Source organism: Streptomyces sp. RGM 3693 (genome assembly GCF_050471125.1).
GTDB lineage: Bacteria > Actinomycetota > Actinomycetes > Streptomycetales > Streptomycetaceae > Streptomyces.
The window spans coordinates 679,197-697,496 of the sequence record NZ_JBMPPQ010000004.1 but is presented as its reverse complement, the minus strand read 5'-3'; the positions used below and the strand labels follow the sequence as shown (position 1 = coordinate 697,496).

The following is an 18,300-nucleotide window of genomic DNA, read 5'->3' as shown; positions in this document are numbered from 1 at the left end:
GGAGCCGCTCGGATGCGCGCAGCCGTACAGCACGAGACGGGACGGGACAAGCTGGAGGTGCTCGACGACGTCGAGGCGGTGGGGTTCGGACCGGGCCGGGTCAAGATCCGGATCCGGGCGACCGGACTGTGCCACTCCGATCTCTCCGCGATGAACGGGGTGTTGCCGCAGCCCGCACCGTTCGTCCCCGGGCACGAGGGGGCCGGGGAGATCCTCGATGTCGGCGACGGGGTCACCGGCCTCCGGCCGGGCGACCGGGTCCTGATGTGCTGGCTGCCCGCCTGCGGCAGCTGTCCGTCCTGCAAGCGGGGTCAGACACACCTCTGCCTGGCCGGATTCATGAACGCCGGCACCCCCAACTTCAAGCGCCCCAGCGGTGAGGTCTTCGGCTTCGCCGGGACCGGCACCTTCGCCGAGGAGGTGGTGGTCGCCGCCAACTGCGCGGTCCCGATCCCGGACGACGTCCCCTACGAGATCGCGGCCCTGATCGGCTGCGGGGTCACCACCGGGCTCGGCGCGGCCTTCAACACCGCGAAGGTGGAGGCCGGGTCCTCGGTCGCGGTGATCGGCTGCGGCGGCGTGGGCATCTCCGTCATCCAAGGGGCGCGGGCCTGCGGCGCCGCCCAGATCATCGCCGTCGACCCGGTGGCGGCCCGCCGGGAGGCCGCCCTCCGGTTCGGCGCCACCGAGGCCGTCGCCCCCGAGGAACTCGCCGACGCCAAGGCCCGTATCACCGGGGGAGAGGGCTTCGACTACGTCTTCGAAGTCGTCGGCAAGTCCGCCACCGCCCGCACCGCCTACGAGACGACCCGGCGTGGCGGCACCCTCTGCGTGGTCGGCGCCGGCGCGCTGGACGACACCTTCCAGGTCAACATGTTCGAGCTGTTCTTCGACGAGAAGCGGATCCTGCCGTCGCTCTACGGGGGCGCGGACGTGCTGCGCTCCTACGAGCGGGCCATCGCCCTATGGCGGGCCGGCCGGATCGACCTCGAAGGGCTGATCACCCACCGGGTCCGGCTGGACGGCATCAACGACGCCCTGGACCAGATGCGTTCGGGCACCGCGCTGCGCACCTGCATAGAGATCTGAGCGGCGACCACCGGGACGGACCCCACGGGACCGCACGAGACCGCACGGGACTTCACGGGACCGCACGGGACTTCACCGGATCGCACGGGACTTCACAGGAGAGGACACGCATGGCACAGCCACTGGAGGGCCGGACCGCGATCGTCACCGGTGCCGGCCGCGGACTGGGCCGGGCCGAGGCCCTGGAACTCGCCCGGCTCGGCGCCCGGGTCGTCGTCAACGACTTCGGCCAGCCGGGCAGGGACGGGTCCGGCACGGCCTCGGCCGCCCCCGCCGAGGAGGCCGCCGAGGAGATCCGCGCGGCCGGCGGACAGGCCGTCGCCCACACCGGCGACGTCGCCGACCACCAACAGGCGGGCGCCCTCGTCCAGTTGGCGATCGACACCTACGGTCAGCTGGACATCCTGGTCAACAACGCGGGAATCCTGCGCGACCGGATGGTGTTCTCGATGACCGAGGACGAGTGGGACTCGGTGATCCGGGTCCACCTCAAAGGCCACTTCAACACCACCCATTTCGCCGCCGCCCACTGGCGGGCCCGCTCCAAGGAGGCCGGCGGCCCGGTCTTCGGGCGGATCGTCAACACCTCCTCCGAGGCGTTCCTGGCCGGCTCGGCGGGCCAGCCCAACTACGCCGCGGCCAAGGGCGGCATCGTCGGCCTGACGACGTCCACGGCGCTGGCGCTGGCCAAGTACGGCGTGACCGCCAACGCCATCTGCCCGCGCGCCCGCACCCGGATGACCGAGGACGTCTTCGCGGGGTTCGAGGTCCCGGAGGGCGGGCGGCTCGACCCGTTGGCGCCCGAGCACGTCGCGCCGCTCGTCGGCTATCTCGCCTCGCCGGCCGCCGCCGGGATCAACGGCCAGCTGCTCGTCGTGCACGGCGGCATGGTCGCGGTCGCCGAACGCCCGCGGATCGCCGCGAAGTTCGACACGGCAAAGGACGTCTTCAGCTACGAGGAGCTGGACGGTCTGCTCACCCCGTACTACGCGGGGCGGCCGGCGCACGAGACCTTCGCGGCCGCCGAGGTGCTGGGCCTCAAGCACGACTGACTGCGTCCCCGCGGGGCGCGGGGCGCACAACGGCCGTGGCCCCCCCCCCCCGGGGGGGGGGGGGGGGGGCCACGGCCTGCGCTGTCCGGTCTGCTCAGCCGGTCGGGATCTGGTGTTCCCGGCGGTGTCGGCCGTGCGCGGCGTCCTGCGTCTCCTCCGTGCTGGCGGCGGCCGGACCGCGGTGCCTGCCGGAGCCTGTGGCCTGGGCGGCTGCCTCCTGCGGGCGCGCCTGGGTCGTGTCGGTTCGGGCTTCGGACATGAAAAGAGTCACTCCGTCAGATCGCTTACGGCTGTACGCATCGGGACCTCCCCCGGCTCCCGCCGGGACGCGACCCGTGCGGTGCCGTCGGGGGCCGGGTCAACCGGCTGCACAGCCCCCGCCGGAATAGTAACGGGGCGGGAATCGGCGCTCCACAGGGACTCCTGGGTCGCGAGAGGTGCCTGTTGCAGGGGAACTGGCCTGCACATCCGGGGATGCGGGGGAATACCGAGCGGTTCCGCGGCCAGGGGCTTCGGTTGTGGAGATGCTGTGGAGTCGGCGCCGTTTTCCATCGCATCCAGGACAATCCTCCCGCCGCCCACGGCCCCCGGATCAGGCGGAATCAGGGCATCCGCAAGCTTCGCGCCCGCAATGCCACTTGGCGGAACGACGACCTCCGCGGCACTCCCCACGACGACCTCCGCGGCACTCCCCGCCACGACCGGACCCCCGGCGTCCGCCGCAACCTTGGCTTCCGCCGGACCCCCGACCCCCGCCGGGACGCCCGCCCCCGTCCGTCCGTTCGCCGCCGCCGGAACGCCCGCCTCCGCTTCCGGCTCCGCCCCCGCTTCCGGCGCCGTATCCGTCCCGGTCTTCCCCCGCGTCGCCGCCCGCGCTCCGGCCGCGGCAACCGGCTCCAGCGGTACGGCCATCCGCGCCACCCCGCACGGCACCGCCTCCGTCGCGTACGGCAGCAGCAGTTCGCCGTTCGGCGCCCACCGGCCGCTGCCCGCCAACCAGCCCTCCGGGGCCGGGAACTGCCGCAGCCGCCGCTCCGAGGGCCGCCACACGCCCAGCCGGGTCCCGGCCAGGCAGTCGAGCCGGAACGCCACCGCGCAGTTCTCCGGCGGCAGGGTCCGCCCCGATTGGACCGCGAACGGCGTCACCGCCATATCGGGCGCCCGCAGGCACTCCGGGAAGCGCATCGGCAAGCTGCTGCCCAGTACGCCCCAGCCCAGCCGGTCGCGGCCGGGGGCGTCCGACCGGACCAGTAGCAGTCCGCTCTCCGGATCGGCGAGCACCAGCCGGTCGTTGCTCTCCTCGGTGATCTGGAGCAGCGGGCTGATCTCCCCGCCGCGTGCCAGGTCGACCACCACGGTCTTGGTGCGACCGTCCAGTTCCCGGTCCACCGCCAGCAGTCGTCCGTCATGGTCCAGCCAGGCCCCACCGGTACAGCCGCCCGGCACCACGGCGACCCGCTCGGGCCCGGTCGTCCCACCGTGCACCCGCCACACCGCGGTGCTCCCGGCACCCGGCACCAGCGCGTAGCCGAGCAGCCCACCGGGGGCGGGCGGCAGCAGCGTCAGTGCCTGTGCCGCCACCGCGCCGACCAGGACCTCCTGGGTCCCCGGACCGGTCGGGGAGAGCAGGGAGACGGTGAACCGGTCGGCGACCCGGCGGACGATCACCACCCGGCCGTCCGCGAGCGGCAGCAGGGCGCTGTCCGGCTCCTCGGGCTGACTGCCCGGCAGGGGGACCGCGTACGGCTCCGGGCCGCTGATCGTCCAGCGCTCCGGGTACCAGCTTCCGGCGGCATCGTCATGACGGGTGAGCCGGGCTGCGTACGAGCCGTCGGCGGCGAGGGTCAGCGCCGCGCGGGGCGGACTGTCGAGCGCTGCGGCGTCCTCACTGGCACAGATCGTCATCGGGCCACCTCCAGTGGAGGGACGTTAGTTTTCGCACTTCCGGCCGATCAACGGCAGTTGCCGGTCTTCACGCATAAGGGTGGCTGTTGTCCGGTTCGCCGGTACTGGGAGGGGTGGGTGTGCTTCGAGATTCAAGGATGCTTAAAGTTAGGTGGACCTAAGTTGCCGTCGGGTGGCCGGGCGGCTCCCCGCATGCCCGGCGGCGCCCGCATACGACCTGGAGTGACCTGATGCCCCTTCGCCGCCGCGGCGCCGCCCTAGCCCTCGCCACCGCCGGCGCCCTCGCGCTCGCCGGCTGCGGTTCGTCCGGCGCGGACGGCGGCAACGACCGCGGCACCGGCTCGAAGTCCGTGGCCCAGGGCGGCAAGGACTTCGGCAAGGCCGCCGACGAGACCGCGAAGATGGGCACCGACGCCAAGCCGGGCCAGTTCCCGCGCACCGTCCGGCACGCCATGGGCACCGCCACCCTCCCCTCCGCGCCCAAGCGCGTGGTCGTCCTCGACGTCGGCGAGCTCGACAACGTCGTCTCGCTCGGCATCAAGCCGGTCGGCTACGCGCCCACCGAGGGCGACGCCGCCCTCCCGGACTACCTCGCCAAGAACGCCGGCCACCCCAAGAGCGTCGGCACCATCAACGGCCTCAACCTGGAGGCCATCAACGCCCTCAAGCCCGACCTCATCCTGGGCAGCAAGCTGCGCGCCGAGAAGCAGTACCAGCAGCTCAGCAAGATCGCGCCGACCGTCTTCTCGATCCGCCCCGGCTTCACCTGGAAGCAGAACTACCTGCTCAACGCCGCCGCCCTGGACAAGACCGCGCAGGCCAAGAGCGAACTGGCCGCCTACGAGGCCAAGGCGAAGAAGCTCGGCGCGGACATCGGCCCGAAGAAGCCCACCGTGACGATGCTGCGCTACATGCCGCAGTTCACCCGCCTCTACGCCCAGCGCTCCTTCATCGGCACCATCCTGAAGGACGTCGGCCTGCCCCGCCCTAAGAACCAGCAGGTCGACGACCTCGCCACCGAGGTCAGCCCGGAGAACATCAACCAGGCCGACGCCGACTGGATCTTCACCGGCGTCTACGGCGACCCCCACTCCACCAAGCGCGACACCGCCGAGCAGAACCCGCTGTGGAAGAACCTCAAGGCGGTCAAGGACGGCCATGCCAAGAACGTGAAGGACGAGACCTGGTACCTCGGCCTCGGCGTCACCGCGGCCAACAGCGTCCTGGACGACCTGCGCGGCTTCCTCGCGAAGTAGCGGCCCACGTCACGCAGCCGCCGCGGCACCGGGGGCCGATGGCCGGAACCCTGCTGCCCCTACGGGCCCGCGGTCCCCGTGCGGACCGCGGCCCGGCGCGCGGGCGCGGGGGAGAGGTAATCTTCCCCCCGTGCCCGCACTGTCTGAAGTCCTCGCCGCGCTCGACGTCCTCTGGCCCCCCGAGCGGGCCGAAGGATGGGACGCCGTCGGCACGGTCTGCGGAGACCCCGACGCCGAGGTCCGCCGGGTGCTGTTCGCCGTCGACCCGGTCCAGGAGATCGCCGACGAGGCCGTGCGGCTCGGCGCCGACCTCCTGGTCACCCACCACCCGCTCTACCTGCGCGGCACGACCACCGTCGCGGCCTCCACCTTCAAGGGCAAGGTGGTGCACACCCTCATCAAGCACGACATCGCCCTGCACGTCGCGCACACCAACGCCGACACCGCCGACCCCGGCGTCTCCGACGCCCTGGCCGGCGCACTGGACCTGCGGATCCTCCGCCCCCTGGTGCCGGACCCGAGCGATCCGGACGGCCGCCGCGGCCTGGGCCGGATCTGCGAACTCCCGCACCCGATGACGCTGGCCGAGCTGACCGCGTACGCCGCCGCCCACCTGCCCGCCACCGCGCAGGGCATCCGGGCGGCCGGCGACCCGGACCGCGAGATCCGCACCCTGGCGGTCTCCGGCGGCTCCGGCGACAGTCTCTTCGACGACGTACGGGCGGCCGGCGTGGACGCGTTCCTCACCGCCGACCTGCGCCACCACCCGGCCTCCGAGGCCACCCAGACCACCGGACGGAACGGCCCGCTGGCGCTGCTGGACGCAGCCCACTGGGCCACCGAATGGCCGTGGTGCGAGCAGGCCGCGGCCCAACTCGACGCGGTCTCCGACCGGCACGGCTGGGGACTGCGCACGCACGTCTCCCACACGGTCACCGACCCCTGGACCGCCCACGCGGCGTCCACCCAGCTCACCCGTCCCCCGGAAAATTCGCACACCACAGGAGCCCCCCGCTGAACGCCGCGCCCGCCGACCAGATCCGCCTCCTGGACGTCCAGAACCTCGACGTCCGGCTCACCCAGCTCGCGCACCGGCGCAAGAACCTCCCCGAACTGGCCGAGCTGACGGCCCTGGAGTCCGACCTCACCCAGCAGCGCGACCTGCTCGTCGCCGCACAGACCGAGGAGAGCGACACCAGCCGCGAGCAGACCAAGGCGGAGCAGGACGTCGACCAGGTCCGCCAGCGCGCCGCCCGCGACCAGAAGCGTCTCGACTCCGGCGCCGTGAGCTCCCCCAAGGACCTGGAGAGCCTCCAGCGCGAACTCGCCTCGCTGGCCAAGCGCCAGGCCGACCTGGAGGACGTCGTCCTGGAGGTCATGGAGCGCCGCGAGGCCACCCAGGAGCGGGTCCGCGAGCTGACCGACCGGCTCGGCGCCATCCAGGCCAAGGTCGATGACGCCACCGCCCGCCGGGACGCCGCGCACGCCGAGATCGACGCCGAGGTCGCCACGATCTCCAAGGAGCGCGAACTCACCGTCGCCGACATCCCCGAGGCACTGGTCACGCTCTACGACCGGATCCGCACCAAGCAGGGCGGCGTCGGCGCCGCCCGGCTCTACCAGCGCCGCTGCGAGGGCTGCCGGCTGGAGCTGGACATCACCGAGATGAACGAGGTGCGCTCGGCCGCCGCCGACGCCGTCGTCCGGTGCGAGAACTGCAGCCGCATCCTGGTCCGCACGCCCGACTCGGGGCTGTAGGCCGTGGCGCGTGAGCTGATCGTCGAGGCGGACGGCGGGTCCCGGGGCAACCCGGGGCCGGCCGGCTACGGCGCGGTGGTCCTCGACCCGGCGACCGGTGAGGCACTGGCCGAGGCCGCCGAGTTCATCGGGACGGCGACCAACAACGTTGCCGAGTACAAGGGGCTGCTGGCCGGGCTGCGCGCCGCGCGGGCCCTGGACCCGGAGGCCACCGTCCACGTCCGGATGGACTCCAAGCTGGTCGTCGAGCAGATGTCCGGCCGCTGGAAGATCAAGCACCCGGACATGAAGCCGCTCGCCGCCGAGGCCGCATCGATCCTCCCGCGCGGCCGGGTCACCTACGAGTGGATCCCCCGCGCCCGGAACAAGCACGCCGACCGGCTCGCCAACGAGGCGATGGACGCGGGCAAGAACGGCAAGCAGTGGGAGCCGCGCGACTCCCGGGCGGCGCTCGCCGGCCCGGCCGACGCGGCCCCCGCCCGCAGCGCCGCGGCCCGGGCCGCCGACGCGGCCGCCGAAGCGGCGGAGGTCGCGGACGCCGCGCCCGCCGCCCCACCGGTCGGCTGGGGCTCGCCCGACCTGGGCGCCCCGGCGACCTTCGTCCTGCTCCGGCACGGCGAGACCGCCCTGACGCCCGAGAAGCGCTTCTCCGGCAGCGGCGGCACGGACCCCGAACTCTCCGCGGCGGGCCGCCGTCAGGCCGAGTCGGCCGCCGCCGCGCTGGCCGCCCGCGGCACCATCCAGGCCGTGGTCAGCTCGCCGCTGCGCCGCTGTCAGGAGACCGCCGGAGCGGTCGCCGCCCGGCTCGGCGTCGACGTCCGCATCGAGGACGGGCTCCGCGAGACCGACTTCGGCGCTTGGGAGGGGCTGACCTTCGCCGAGGTCCGCGAGCGCTACCCCGACGACCTGGATGCCTGGCTCGGCTCGGCCAAGGCGGCGCCCACCGGCGGTGGCGAGTCCTTCGCGACGGTCGCCCGCCGGATCGCGGTCACCCGCGACAAGCTGATCGCCCGTTACGCCGGCAAGACCGTCCTCCTGGTCACCCACGTCACCCCGATCAAGACCCTGGTCCGCCTGGCCCTCGGTGCCCCACCGGAGTCCCTGTTCCGGATGGAACTCTCCGCGGCCTCGCTCTCCGCGGTCGCGTACTACTCCGACGGCAACGCCTCCCTGCGGCTGCTGAACGACACGTCGCACCTGCGCTAGCGGCTCCGCGGTACCGCGCGCTGCGCCCGGCCCGGCACACCACCACGGTGTGCCGGGCCGTTGCGCAGCCGCGCGGGGCGGGGCCCGTCCGGGGGCGTGGCGGCGCGGCTCGGAGCGGGGGTGCCGTGCCGGAGGCCGGGCGCTCCCGCCCGGGCGCGGTCCGCGCGGGAGGTCAGCGGCTCAGCGCCGCCGCCTCCCGAGCCAGCAGCTCGACCCGCGCCCAGTCCTTGGCGGCCAGCGCGTCGCCCGGCAGCATCCAAGTGCCGCCGACACAGCCGACGTTGGGCAGTGCCAGATACGAGGGGGCCGACGCCAGGCCGATCCCGCCGGTCGGGCAGAAGCGGGCCTGCGGCAGCGGAGCGGCCAGCGACGTCAGATAGGCGGTACCGCCCGCCGCCTCGGCCGGGAAGAACTTCATCTCGGTGATGCCCTCGTCCAGCAGGCTCACCACCTCCGAGGCCGTCGAGACGCCCGGCAGGAACGGGAGCCCGGAGTCCCGCAGCGCGCCCAGCAGTCGCGGCGACCAGCCGGGGCTCACCAGGAACCGCGCCCCGGCCGCCCCGGCCGCCGCGACCTGCTCCGGGTTCAGCAGGGTCCCGGCGCCGACCACGGCCTCCGGGACCTCCTCGGCGACGGCCCGGATCGCGTCCAGCGCGGCGGGCGTACGCAGGGTCACCTCGATCGCCGACAGCCCGCCGGCGACCAGCGCGCGGGCGAGCGGTACGGCATCCGCGGCGTCCTGGAGGACCACGACCGGAATGACGGGGGCGAGGCCGAGGAGGGTGGGGGCGGGGGACAGGGGAGCGGCGGCGGCGTCAGTCACGCCGCCCATACTGCGCCCGGCTTCCTATTCTCCGCAACGGCCGTTGCGCATGTTGCAACGGAGGGGGAAGTGGGGCGGCCGCCGACCCCATGGCGGCCGCCGGCTCCCCCACGTCCCTCACAGCTCCGTGACGATCACATCCAGCCCCCACGGCTTGCCGCCCTTCGCCGGAGCCTGCGCCTCCACCGCGTACCCCAACTCGCGCAGCGCCGCCACCAGCTCCGCCGGGTCCGCCGGTTCGTGCCCCGCCACCAGCAGGTCCCGGACCAGCCGCCCCTTGGTCGCCTTGTTGAAGTGGCTGACCACCGACCGCTTCTCGACCCCGTTCACGATCTTCGACTGGAGCACCCGCACCGTCGCGGTCCGCCCGGCCAGTTCCCCCTTGGGCTTCCACGCCGTGGCGTACGCCGCCGACCGCAGGTCCAGCACGAGGCCGCCGGCCCGTCGCCCTTCCGACGCGGCCGCCGGCAGCACCTCCGCCATCGGCCCCCGCCAGTACGCCCCCAGGGCGCCCAGCCCCGGCAGCTTCACCCCCATCGAGCAGCGGTACGACGGGATCCGGTCGCCGATCCGCACGGCGCCCCACAGCCCCGAGAACACCAGCAGCGACCGCTCGGCCCGCTTCCGCGCCGCCGCGTCCAGGGAGGCCAACCCGAGGGCGTCGTACAGCACCCCGGTATAGATCTCCCCGGCCGGCCGGGTGGCCGCGGTGCGCAGCCCCGCGTTCTTGGCCACCTCGCCCTTCAGGCCCTCGCTCAGCCCCAGCACCTCCTGGGCCTTCGCCGCATCGGCCGCGCACAGCCCGACCAACTCCTCCAGGACCTCGGCCCGCGCCTCGGTCAGCCCCGGCAGCGACAGCGCCCCCAGATCCAGCGGCTTCCCGTTCCCTCCCGCGGCCTTCCCCTCGGACGGCGGCAACAACACGAGCACGGTGTTTCTCCTTCACGGCGGTACGAGCAGGGGGTGCGGCCCCGTCGAAAGCTTAGAAGCCCGGCCGCCCCGGGGCGGTGCCCGCCCGGCTCCCGTACGCCGCGCCGGGAGCGCCCGGCGGCCATACGCTCGATTTCATGCCCCGTCGCCAGATGCATGTGACCGACGCAGCGGAGGCCCCCCTCCGGGCCGCCCTGCACGAGCTGCGCGTGCGGCTGGAGATCCCCGACCACTTCCCGCCCACCGCGCAGGCCGAGGCGGAGAGCGCCGCCCGCGCCCCGCGCATCCCCGCGGGCGACGGCGAGGTGGCCACCGAGCACACCCTGGACGACGCCACCGACCTGCCCCTCTTCACCCTCGACCCGCCCGGCGCCCAGGACCTGGACCAGGCGATGTTCCTCTCCCGGCGGCCCGGCGGCGGCTACCGCGTCCACTACGCCATCGCCGACGTCGCCGCCTTCGTCACCCCCGGCGGCGCCCTGGACGCCGAGGCGCACCACCGGGTGGCCACCCTGTACTTCCCCGACGAGCGGATCCCGCTGCACCCCACCGTGCTCAGCGAGGGCGCGGCCAGCCTGCTGCCCGACCGGGACCGCCCGGCCGTCCTGTGGCAGTTCACCCTCGACGCCGACGGCGCGCTGACCGGCACCACCGTCCGCCGCGCCCTGGTCCGCTCCCGCGCCCGCCTCGACTACACCGGCGTCCAACGCGTCCTGGACGACGGCACCGCCGAGGAACCGCTCGCCCTGCTCCGCGAGATCGGGCTGCACCGCGAGGAGCTGGCGACGGCCCGCGGCGCGATCTCCCTCAACGTTCCCGAGCAGGAGATCGTCGAACGCGACGGCCGCTACACCCTCGCCTACCGCGCCCCGCTCCCGGCCGCCGCCTGGAACGCCCAGATCTCCCTGCTCACCGGCATGGCCGCGGCCGAGCTGATGCTCGCCTCCGGCACCGGCATCCTGCGCACCCTGCCGCCCCCGAGCCCGCAACCCCATCCGAGCACCGGGGACCCCCACCCCCAGGCCGGTTCGGTCGGCTGGCTCCGCCTCACCGCCCAGGCCCTCGGCGTCGACTGGCCCCACCACACCTCGTACGCGGCGCTGCTCCGCACCCTGGACCCGCACAACGCCGGCCACGCAGCCTTCCTCCAGGAGTGCACCGCCCTGCTCCGCGGCGCCGGCTACACGGTCTTCGACGGCACCGCCCCACCGTCCACCGCCGCCGTGCACGCCGCGGTCGCCGCCCCGTACGCCCACGCCACCGCGCCGCTGCGCCGGCTCGTCGACCGCTACACCTCCGAGCTGTGCCTGGCCGCCGCGGTCGGCCGCACCCCACCCGGCTGGGTCCGCGCCGCCCTGCCCGCCCTCCCGCACCAGATGGAGACCGGCACCCAGCGCGCCAACCGCGTCGAGCGGGCCTGCGTCGACCTCGTCGAGGCGGCCCTGCTGCGCGACCGGGTCGGCGAGACCTTCGAAGCCCTGGTCGTCGACCGCCACGAGGACGACCCCACCCAGGGCACCGTCCACCTCTGCGAACCGGCCGTCATCGGCCCCGTCCAGGCCGCCCCCGGCGGCCCCGCGCTGCCCCTCGGCCACCGCATCCGGGTCCGCCTGGCCGGCGCCGAACCGGGCCGCGAACCAGTCCGCTTCACCCCGGTGTGACCGGCTCCCCGCGCCCCACCACTGCCCGTACGGCCGCCACCGCGCCCCGCGCATCATCCACGTGGAACCGCACCGTCCGCACCATCTCCCGCCGCCCCAGCAGCCGCACCGCGACCACCGGTTCGACCAGCTCCAGCGTCACCGAGGTCTGCCCCGCCACGGCCAGCTCCAGCACCTTGCCGTCCTTGTGACCGTCGCTTCGGCCGTTCCCCGGCCCGGACCGCAGGTCGTAGCGGACCGACGCGATCAGCTCCACCGGTATCCGCAACTCCGACCGGGCACCGTCCCGCAGCAGCAGGCCGTCCGCGCCCAGCACATGCGGCCGGACCACCGCCGCGGACTGGAGCCCCAGCACCACCAGCACCGTGTAGACGTCGGCGACCAGTGCCACCGCATGCAGCGCCGGCTGGTCCCGGAGCAGCAGACTCACCGCGACGGTCTCCACCACGCACACGAACGTCAGCCCGTACGCAAAGGCCGCCTGCGCCCCCGCGTACGGCAACGCCCGCGCCCCCTCCGACACCCCCACCCGGCGCCGCGCCACCCACCACACCAGGCTCGCCAGCCACCGCCCCTCGTACGCGGCCAGCCGCCGCACCCGCGCCCCGAACCCGCTCACCGTGCCCCCTCCGCCACCAGCCGCAGCGCCGCCGCCTGGGCCGGCGCCAGCTCGGCCACCATGAGCTCCGTCCAGAACTCCGCTCCCGGCGCCGCCGCGGGCCCGGCCCCCGCAGCGATCGCCGCCACGGCCTCCGCCGGCACGCAGTCCACGATCGCCCGCGCCGCCTCCGCCACCCGCGGATCGTCCACCGCCGCCCCCGCCAACCCGTCCATCAGCCCGTACATCGCGTACGCCCGCTCCATCGAGCCCGGCGCCGCGAACATCTCCCGCAGCGCCGCCGCCATCGCCCCCTGAGCCCGACCGTCACCGGACGCGTCCAGCAGGGCCAACATCTCCCGCTCCCGTACCGCCATCGCCGGTTCCGGCTCCGCCAGCGTCGCCGACGCACGCGCCATCTCCGCGAACAGTTCGGCCAGTTGCTCCGACACCGGCCCCTCCTCCGGCAGCCCGGCCGGCTCCTCGGAACGCCGCAGCACCTCCGCCAACCGCGTCCGCCGGGCCCGCAGCTCCTCCTCCTGCCGCGCCAGATCCGCGTCCAGCTCCGTCAGCACCTCCCGCAGTTCCCGGCCGGCGTCGTCGGCCAGCACGTCCCGGACCTCCTCCAACCCGAGCCCCAGCTCCGTCAGCCGCCGCACCCGCGCCAACGCGACCGCGTCCCGCAGCCCGTACTCCCGGTAGCCATTGGCCCGCCGGACCGGCTCCGGCAGCAGCCCCAGGTGGTGGTAGTGCCGTATGGTCCGCGTGCTGACGCCGGCCAGCCCGGCGAGTTCCCCGATACGCATGGACCCAGTAGAAACGTTGCCGCAACGGCAAGGTCAAGCCGCCGGAATCCGCCAGGTAGCATGGTCGACACGGCGGACGAGCCGGCCGGGCGGCCGCGTGGGGATCCCAGATCCCCCCGAGGAACGTCCGGGCTCCACAGGGCAGGGTGGTGGCTAACGGCCACCCGGGGTGACCCGCGGGACAGTGCCACAGAAAGCAAACCGCCCGGGCCGCACGGCCCAGGTAAGGGTGAAACGGTGGTGTAAGAGACCACCAGTGCCCAGGGTGACCTGGGCAGCTAGGTAAACCCCACCCGGAGCAAGGTCAAGAGGGGCCATCGGCTGATGGCCCTGCGCGGACGTTCGAGGGCTGCCCGCCCGAGTCCGCGGGTAGACCGCACGAGGCTGTCGGCAACGGCAGCCCTAGATGGATGGCCGCCTCCCGGCCGACCGCAAGGTCGCCCGGAGACAGAACCCGGCGTACAGGCCGACTCGTCCGCCCGCTAGCTACTTGCCCTCTGGTCTGGCGAATTTCCAGATCAGAGGGCCTTTTACGCTCCGCCGGCCGGTGATCGCCCGTTCACTGTTTGTGGCTGTTTCCGCGTGCTTCCAGGTGCCGGGTGGCGATCCTGTGGCGGTGATGGGCTCCGAAACGGCCCCCCGCCCGCCGAGGAAGTGGCGGAGGGCGGGGAGGGTACGACAAGGCCCCGTTCACGCGCTGTCAGGGCAGCGTGCGAACGGGGCCAGTCGTTCATGCGTTTTCGGCCTTCAGCGGCTCACTTCTTGTCTCCGTCGCTGGGCTGGGGTGCGGGGTCGCGCGGTGCCTCCGGGGGCATGGGTCCGCCGTCGTGCTTCCCGCCGTCCGCTTCCGCGACGACCACGAGGTCCGCCGGGTGCCGGAACGGGACTCCGCGCCAGCCGTCGGCGTCGGGGATGCGCGTGTCGTACGTCTCGACTGCGAGAGCGCTCATCCGTCTACCTCCTCTTTCGTGAGGGGCCGTGCCGCCGTACCGTCGAAGGCACGGCCCGAAGGTCCGCAGGCGTGCCTGCGGTTGGGTCACCCGCCCCGGCTGCTCGACTGTCCAGGTTTCCGCCGCCGGGGCGGGGGTCTCATGTGCCGGTCATCTGGGTGCAGGTGTGGCAGACCCACAGGCCGGGTGTTTCCTCTGTCATTGGGTGCCCGTGTCGGCAGAGCACCTATTGACGGCCGTTTGTGCGGCAGGTTGCGCACGGGTAGGAGCATGCAGGTACCGGCTGGCCCTGGGGAATCGCTGTGGTGCCGGAGCGGCCCCACAGGGGGCTGACGTCCGTGGCTGACCTGTCGTCGCGGTCGGCCGGGTCGGGGCGGGTCACGGCGTCTCCCGGTGTCCGTTGTGGTGGTTCCGGATTCCCCGGGCGGCGTTGCAGGCGGATTTCCAGTCGCCAGCCTTTGCCGCCTGGTCTCGGTTCGTCGCTCGGGTGGTGCAGGCGGCGCAGCCGGGGGCGGGCGTTCCCTCCAGGAGCCAGGGCTCCAGGGTCAGTTCGATGGGTTCGGCGCTGTACCGGCTCGGGGTCGTCATGCCATCTCCGCGGGTTCCTCGCGTCGTTTGGGTGCCGACCACGCTAAGGATGGTGCTGTGAGCCCGGCCACTTTGTTGCAGTCTGTTGCAGGTGAGTTACCCGAGGGAGTCAAGGGCGCCAGTGATCAGCGTTCTTGCTTCGGCTCCGTAAACGGCCATTCCGCGTAGGCGTTCGAAGGCTCGGAGGTACAGCGTCACTTCGCTGGGCGTTGTCACCGTGACCTTGGCCGCCAGGAGTTCGACATGAACGCGGTTGTCGTCGAACACCGTGAACGTTTCCGTGCCCCACATGTCCCGGCGGGCCGACCTTGTGATGATCCCCAGGGAGACGGCCGGGTACGACATGGCGGTGAGCAGGTAGCCGAGTTGGGCAGCCATTTCGGCGTCGTCGGCGATGCGGTGGTAGAGGGCGTCCTCTTCCACGACGAGGACGACGCGGTGGTGTCCGTCGCGGATGATGTTCGAGCGGTCAACGCGGGCTGCTGCGGCGCGTGCTGAGTCGTCGGGGAGGCTCCGGAAGTCCGCGATGGTGGCGAGTAGGGCTCTGGCGTAGCCCTCTGTTTGCAGGAGTCCGGGCATGAGCCGGGAGCAGTAGATGCGGAACAGGCTGGTGCGCTGGTACAGGGGAACGCTGGCTTCTTGGACGCGTCGTAGGCCGGTGCGTTGCCGGCGTCGCCATTCGACGTACATCGAGTCAGCCGAGCGTGACGCCGCGATGAGGTCCTGGGCGTGGTCGGCGGCGTTGCAGGCCCGACACCAGACGGTGATGTCGGCCTGGGATGGCATGGTCTTGGCGTTCTCGATGCGCGAGGTTTTCGCCTTGTGCCAGCCACACCGGTCAGCCAGTTCTTGGGTCGTCAGCTCTGCGTCCAGGCGTAGTTCCTTCAGCCGCTCCGCGACGGATTCGCGTGCGGCCTGAGCGCTGGAGGAAGAGGACGACACGTTCTGACTGACTCGGTGCGTAGGGGGCTAGACCTGGTACTCCTCATGCGGGATGCCGTGCTCCCACAAGGCTTCGAAGACTTCGTTCAGGAACTTGACGGTGGCCGGTGCTGAGCTGAATTCGTCCTCCACGAGTGAGCCGTCTCCGGCGAAGTGGTGGACACGGGCTAGCCGGTCGTCAAACAGCCAGTAGTCGTTGGCGGGTACGGCCAGGTTTGTGGCGCGGCGGCGGGGGAGCCAGCGGACCAGTTCGCCGGCCTCCACGTTGGCGCGGGTGACGTAGTGCTCCCAGCGGATGTACTCCGACACAGGTTCGCTCACGACCCGGAGTCGGCGGATCACGACTCCCCGGGCGACGGCGGCGGCGATGTGGCTGTGGAAGGGACGCCACCACGACGTGCGGTCGTCCCAATTGACGCGTTCGCCTTGTCGCCAGGCTGCGAATCGCTCGTTGTCGAAGTACGTGTCACGCGCTTCAAGGTGCACGGCGGAGCGTTCGGTGTCCTTGATGATCTCAGCGAATGTCGGATTCGCCTGCTGCGCGTTCTGCGGCATCGCATGCCTTCCGGAGCTGCGGCACCATGCGTGCCGGGATACGGATCACAGCCTCAGTGTCCGGGATGGACCCGAAGTTCAAGCACTCCGCCCGGGTGGAGTCATCGCTCCTCCAGCCTTGGAGGACAAGGTCCGCGGTTGTCTCGTCCACCCAAGCGGAGGGGCAGTGATCGTCGTCCGAGTCGGGGTCTTTGCCGAAGAACAGTAGTGACATGGTCTTCTCCCGTTCGAGCGGGTTGCGGCTTGTTGCACGACGATTGCCCTACCGGGGGAGGCCGTCAAGGGGCGGACTCACGTCAGTACAGAAACGACAGGTGCCCCGCACTCGTCGCAGGGGGACGTGGACCGCTCCCCTGCCGGAGTCTCACTGAAAGAGAGACCTCGTGATTGGGCATCCGGCAAGGGAGCGGTGTTCGTGGTGGGGCCGCCTGACCCGACTCCCCAGTTCTCGCAGGCGACCCCGCGCTCCGATCCTTCCGCACCTGAAGGATGTGTGGAGCGGTTCCCGGCCATGGCCGGGCCCGTTCGGATGCTGCTCGCTTCACCCGGACGGGGCTGGTGGGTCTCGGCGTTAGCCGAGTAGGGGAATGGCCTCCAGCAGCTCGATGCCGCCGCTGGCCTTCAGCGTCCGCAGGGCGGACAGGGTGCGCGCGGCCGTGTGGGGCTGGGCGTGGTCGGCGAGCTGGCCCGCCGGGATGAACGCGTGGGCGCTGAACTCGTCTTCCTTCAGGCGGAAGTGGGTGTTGTTGGGGAGTTCGCCGCAGTCCACGACCAGGTTGTACCCCTCCACGGAATCGGGGCTGGCCGGCATGTAGTACAGGGCCAGGACAAGGCCGGGGTGGGCTTCCAGGCCGGTTTCCTCGAACACCTTGCGGCGGAGGGCGTGGGTCGGTGGCTCGCCTCCGACGGCGCAGCCACCGGGCAGCGACCACGGCTGGTGCTCCCGGTCGCGCTTTCGCAGGAGCAGGGGGCGGCCGTCGGCGTTACGGAAGAGTCCAGGAGGCCGATGCGGCGGCCATCGGGGTGGAGGAACTGGTCCGTCATGCTGCGGCCCCCTGCTCCTGGTGCTCCAGTTCCTGGCGTTCGGCGGGCGTTGCGGGCATGCACCAGGAGGTGAGGGCGTCCCACGGGGCGTGGCCTGGGTTGGTGATCACGAGGCAGTCCCCGTTGATGGTGGTGATGCGGCCGATGTGGCCTCGGGTGGTATCCAGCACGACTTCTTGTTCAACGAAGCGCATGGCGTCTTCCCTGTGGTGGTGGGGCCCGCCCCGGCAGTGACGTCGCCCACGCGGTGCCGGGGCGGGGGTTGGTGGCCGCCCAGGCCGGGCTGGGATGGGCCTGGGCGGCGTGGGAGCCCACCTGACGTGGCCTGCCCGACCGAACCGGTCAGGTGGACTCCGTGCTCCCCGGTGTCTCCGGCGGTAGGAGACCGGGAGCCCACGGGCGGGAGTGTGGGCTCAACTGTGGGGAGCGTGCCCGGCGGCGATCAGTCCGCCGGGGATCTTCAGGGCCGCCGATGGCGACCGTGGAAGGTGGTTTGCTGCGGGACCAATTCGGGGGGCCGCACGATTCGCGGAGCTACCTTGGCGGGCGGGCCGGGACCGCGGACGACCAAGGTTGCTCCGTGCTGTTCGCAGGTCCACACCGTGGCCGATTCCTGGGTCATGTCGTGCCAACCGAAGGGGCAAGGGACGGGGTTCGAGTCGTCGTCGGTCACCGTCGTCTCCTGTGCGGTTCCCGGCTGGTCAGTGAGCAGACGGGCTAGTAGGCGCTGCACGGTCGCCCCCGGCCGTCCGATTTCTTACCCCCGTTCGGGCCCTCCGACTGCTCGTTCCTCTTGCCGTTCTTCTGGCTCACGTCGTCCGGCCGGCCGCTCACTGGCGCGCCGCCTTCAGGCAACGGGTCAGGCGAGCGGTCTGGCTCGGGGTGAGCTGCGGCGGGGCGACGCGGTGGAGGCGAATCCCGTCCTCCCACTCCGTCACCTTCACAGTGCTCGGGTCCGTCTTGATGCCGATCGCCTTCAGGGCGTCGTCGAACTGCGTGCCCGCGTCGGCGCACGCCTGGTAGGGCGTGCGGGCAGGACTGGTCATGGGCCCTCCTTGCCTCTCCGTAGCGCTTCCACTACCAGGAGCACTCAGCGTGTCCTAGAGTCGCGATGTCTTCAACGTTCTAGAAACGGAG

The 18,300-nt window shown here is 72.5% G+C and carries 19 protein-coding genes, 1 other RNA gene and 1 pseudogene; 8 read left to right on the top strand and 13 right to left on the bottom strand.

Annotation, left to right across the window (positions count from 1 at the left end; all coding sequences use genetic code 11):
• Nucleotides 1-12: 12 nt before the first annotated feature.
• Complete coding sequence (locus ACO0M4_RS39350) at nt 13-1,089, top strand: Zn-dependent alcohol dehydrogenase (protein ID WP_430375995.1); 1,077 nt, start codon at nt 13-15, stop codon at nt 1,087-1,089.
• A gap of 110 nt (nt 1,090-1,199) precedes the next feature.
• Nucleotides 1,200-2,141 carry a 3-oxoacyl-ACP reductase gene (locus ACO0M4_RS39345; protein ID WP_430375994.1) on the top strand — a complete coding sequence of 314 codons (942 nt, stop codon included), beginning with the start codon at nt 1,200-1,202 and terminating at the stop codon, nt 2,139-2,141.
• A gap of 94 nt (nt 2,142-2,235) precedes the next feature.
• On the opposite strand, the gene ACO0M4_RS39340 is transcribed toward ACO0M4_RS39345, so the two are convergent.
• The gene (locus ACO0M4_RS39340; protein WP_430375992.1) at nt 2,236-2,400 is read right to left on the bottom strand and encodes a hypothetical protein; all 165 of its coding nucleotides are present in this window, start codon (nt 2,398-2,400) and stop codon (nt 2,236-2,238) included.
• A gap of 8 nt (nt 2,401-2,408) precedes the next feature.
• The gene (locus ACO0M4_RS39335; protein ID WP_430375991.1) at nt 2,409-4,046 is read right to left on the bottom strand and encodes a hypothetical protein; all 1,638 of its coding nucleotides are present in this window, start codon (nt 4,044-4,046) and stop codon (nt 2,409-2,411) included.
• A gap of 230 nt (nt 4,047-4,276) precedes the next feature.
• On the opposite strand from ACO0M4_RS39335, the gene ACO0M4_RS39330 reads away from it, so the two are divergent.
• The 4 genes from ACO0M4_RS39330 to ACO0M4_RS39315 all read left to right on the top strand — a co-directional run bounded on the left by ACO0M4_RS39330 (nt 4,277) and on the right by ACO0M4_RS39315 (nt 8,266).
• Nucleotides 4,277-5,302, top strand: coding sequence for an ABC transporter substrate-binding protein (locus ACO0M4_RS39330; protein WP_430375989.1), 1,026 nt, complete (start codon nt 4,277-4,279; stop codon nt 5,300-5,302).
• A gap of 130 nt (nt 5,303-5,432) precedes the next feature.
• Nucleotides 5,433-6,320 (top strand): Nif3-like dinuclear metal center hexameric protein, encoded by an 888-nt coding sequence (locus ACO0M4_RS39325; RefSeq protein WP_430375987.1) that lies wholly within the window; start codon nt 5,433-5,435, stop codon nt 6,318-6,320.
• Entirely contained in the window at nt 6,317-7,060 is a 744-nt protein-coding gene (locus tag ACO0M4_RS39320; protein WP_430376072.1) for a zinc ribbon domain-containing protein, read from the top strand. Before ACO0M4_RS39325 ends, ACO0M4_RS39320 begins: the two co-directional genes overlap by 4 nt.
• Nucleotides 7,061-7,063: 3 nt before the next feature.
• Nucleotides 7,064-8,266: a bifunctional RNase H/acid phosphatase gene (locus ACO0M4_RS39315; RefSeq protein ID WP_430375985.1), complete on the top strand. Its 1,203-nt coding sequence runs from the start codon at nt 7,064-7,066 to the stop codon at nt 8,264-8,266.
• Nucleotides 8,267-8,438: 172 nt separating this feature from the next.
• Here the strand turns inward: ACO0M4_RS39315 and eda are convergent, their stop codons facing one another.
• Nucleotides 8,439-9,098, bottom strand: coding sequence for a bifunctional 4-hydroxy-2-oxoglutarate aldolase/2-dehydro-3-deoxy-phosphogluconate aldolase (eda, locus tag ACO0M4_RS39310; protein ID WP_430375984.1), 660 nt, complete (start codon nt 9,096-9,098; stop codon nt 8,439-8,441).
• 108 nt (nt 9,099-9,206) lie between these two features.
• Nucleotides 9,207-10,019: a peroxide stress protein YaaA gene (gene yaaA, locus ACO0M4_RS39305; protein WP_430375982.1), complete on the bottom strand. Its 813-nt coding sequence runs from the start codon at nt 10,017-10,019 to the stop codon at nt 9,207-9,209.
• 137 nt (nt 10,020-10,156) lie between these two features.
• Between yaaA and ACO0M4_RS39300 the strand changes: the two genes are divergently transcribed.
• A complete protein-coding gene (locus ACO0M4_RS39300) occupies nt 10,157-11,680 on the top strand; it encodes an RNB domain-containing ribonuclease (protein ID WP_430375980.1) in 1,524 nt (507 codons plus the stop codon).
• Here the strand turns inward: ACO0M4_RS39300 and ACO0M4_RS39295 are convergent.
• Nucleotides 11,667-12,299: a hypothetical protein gene (locus ACO0M4_RS39295; protein WP_430375979.1), complete on the bottom strand. Its 633-nt coding sequence runs from the start codon at nt 12,297-12,299 to the stop codon at nt 11,667-11,669. The genes ACO0M4_RS39300 and ACO0M4_RS39295 overlap by 14 nt on opposite strands.
• A complete protein-coding gene (locus tag ACO0M4_RS39290; protein WP_430375977.1) occupies nt 12,296-13,084 on the bottom strand; it encodes a MerR family transcriptional regulator in 789 nt (262 codons plus the stop codon). The genes ACO0M4_RS39295 and ACO0M4_RS39290 overlap by 4 nt, the downstream gene beginning before the upstream one ends.
• Nucleotides 13,085-13,161: 77 nt before the next feature.
• Here ACO0M4_RS39290 and rnpB point away from each other — a divergent pair.
• Nucleotides 13,162-13,562, top strand: an RNA gene (rnpB, locus tag ACO0M4_RS39285) — RNase P RNA component class A.
• Nucleotides 13,563-13,839: 277 nt separating this feature from the next.
• On the opposite strand, the gene ACO0M4_RS39280 is transcribed toward rnpB, so the two are convergent.
• The 7 genes and pseudogenes from ACO0M4_RS39280 to ACO0M4_RS39250 all read right to left on the bottom strand — a co-directional run bounded on the left by ACO0M4_RS39280 (nt 13,840) and on the right by ACO0M4_RS39250 (nt 18,209).
• Nucleotides 13,840-14,034 carry a hypothetical protein gene (locus ACO0M4_RS39280; RefSeq protein WP_430375975.1) on the bottom strand — a complete coding sequence of 65 codons (195 nt, stop codon included), beginning with the start codon at nt 14,032-14,034 and terminating at the stop codon, nt 13,840-13,842.
• Between the two features lie 378 nt (nt 14,035-14,412).
• Nucleotides 14,413-14,622: a hypothetical protein gene (locus tag ACO0M4_RS39275; protein WP_430375973.1), complete on the bottom strand. Its 210-nt coding sequence runs from the start codon at nt 14,620-14,622 to the stop codon at nt 14,413-14,415.
• Between the two features lie 96 nt (nt 14,623-14,718).
• Entirely contained in the window at nt 14,719-15,564 is an 846-nt protein-coding gene (locus ACO0M4_RS39270; RefSeq protein ID WP_430375971.1) for a helix-turn-helix domain-containing protein, read from the bottom strand.
• A gap of 27 nt (nt 15,565-15,591) precedes the next feature.
• Entirely contained in the window at nt 15,592-16,119 is a 528-nt protein-coding gene (locus ACO0M4_RS39265; RefSeq protein WP_430375969.1) for a DUF6879 family protein, read from the bottom strand.
• A gap of 571 nt (nt 16,120-16,690) precedes the next feature.
• Nucleotides 16,691-17,098 (bottom strand): annotated as a pseudogene (locus ACO0M4_RS39260) (NUDIX domain-containing protein); the annotation flags it as partial.
• A 61-nt stretch (nt 17,099-17,159) separates the two neighbouring features.
• A complete protein-coding gene (locus tag ACO0M4_RS39255) occupies nt 17,160-17,357 on the bottom strand; it encodes a hypothetical protein (protein ID WP_430375967.1) in 198 nt (65 codons plus the stop codon).
• Between the two features lie 636 nt (nt 17,358-17,993).
• Nucleotides 17,994-18,209 (bottom strand): hypothetical protein, encoded by a 216-nt coding sequence (locus ACO0M4_RS39250; protein WP_430375966.1) that lies wholly within the window; start codon nt 18,207-18,209, stop codon nt 17,994-17,996.
• Nucleotides 18,210-18,300: the final 91 nt, after the last annotated feature.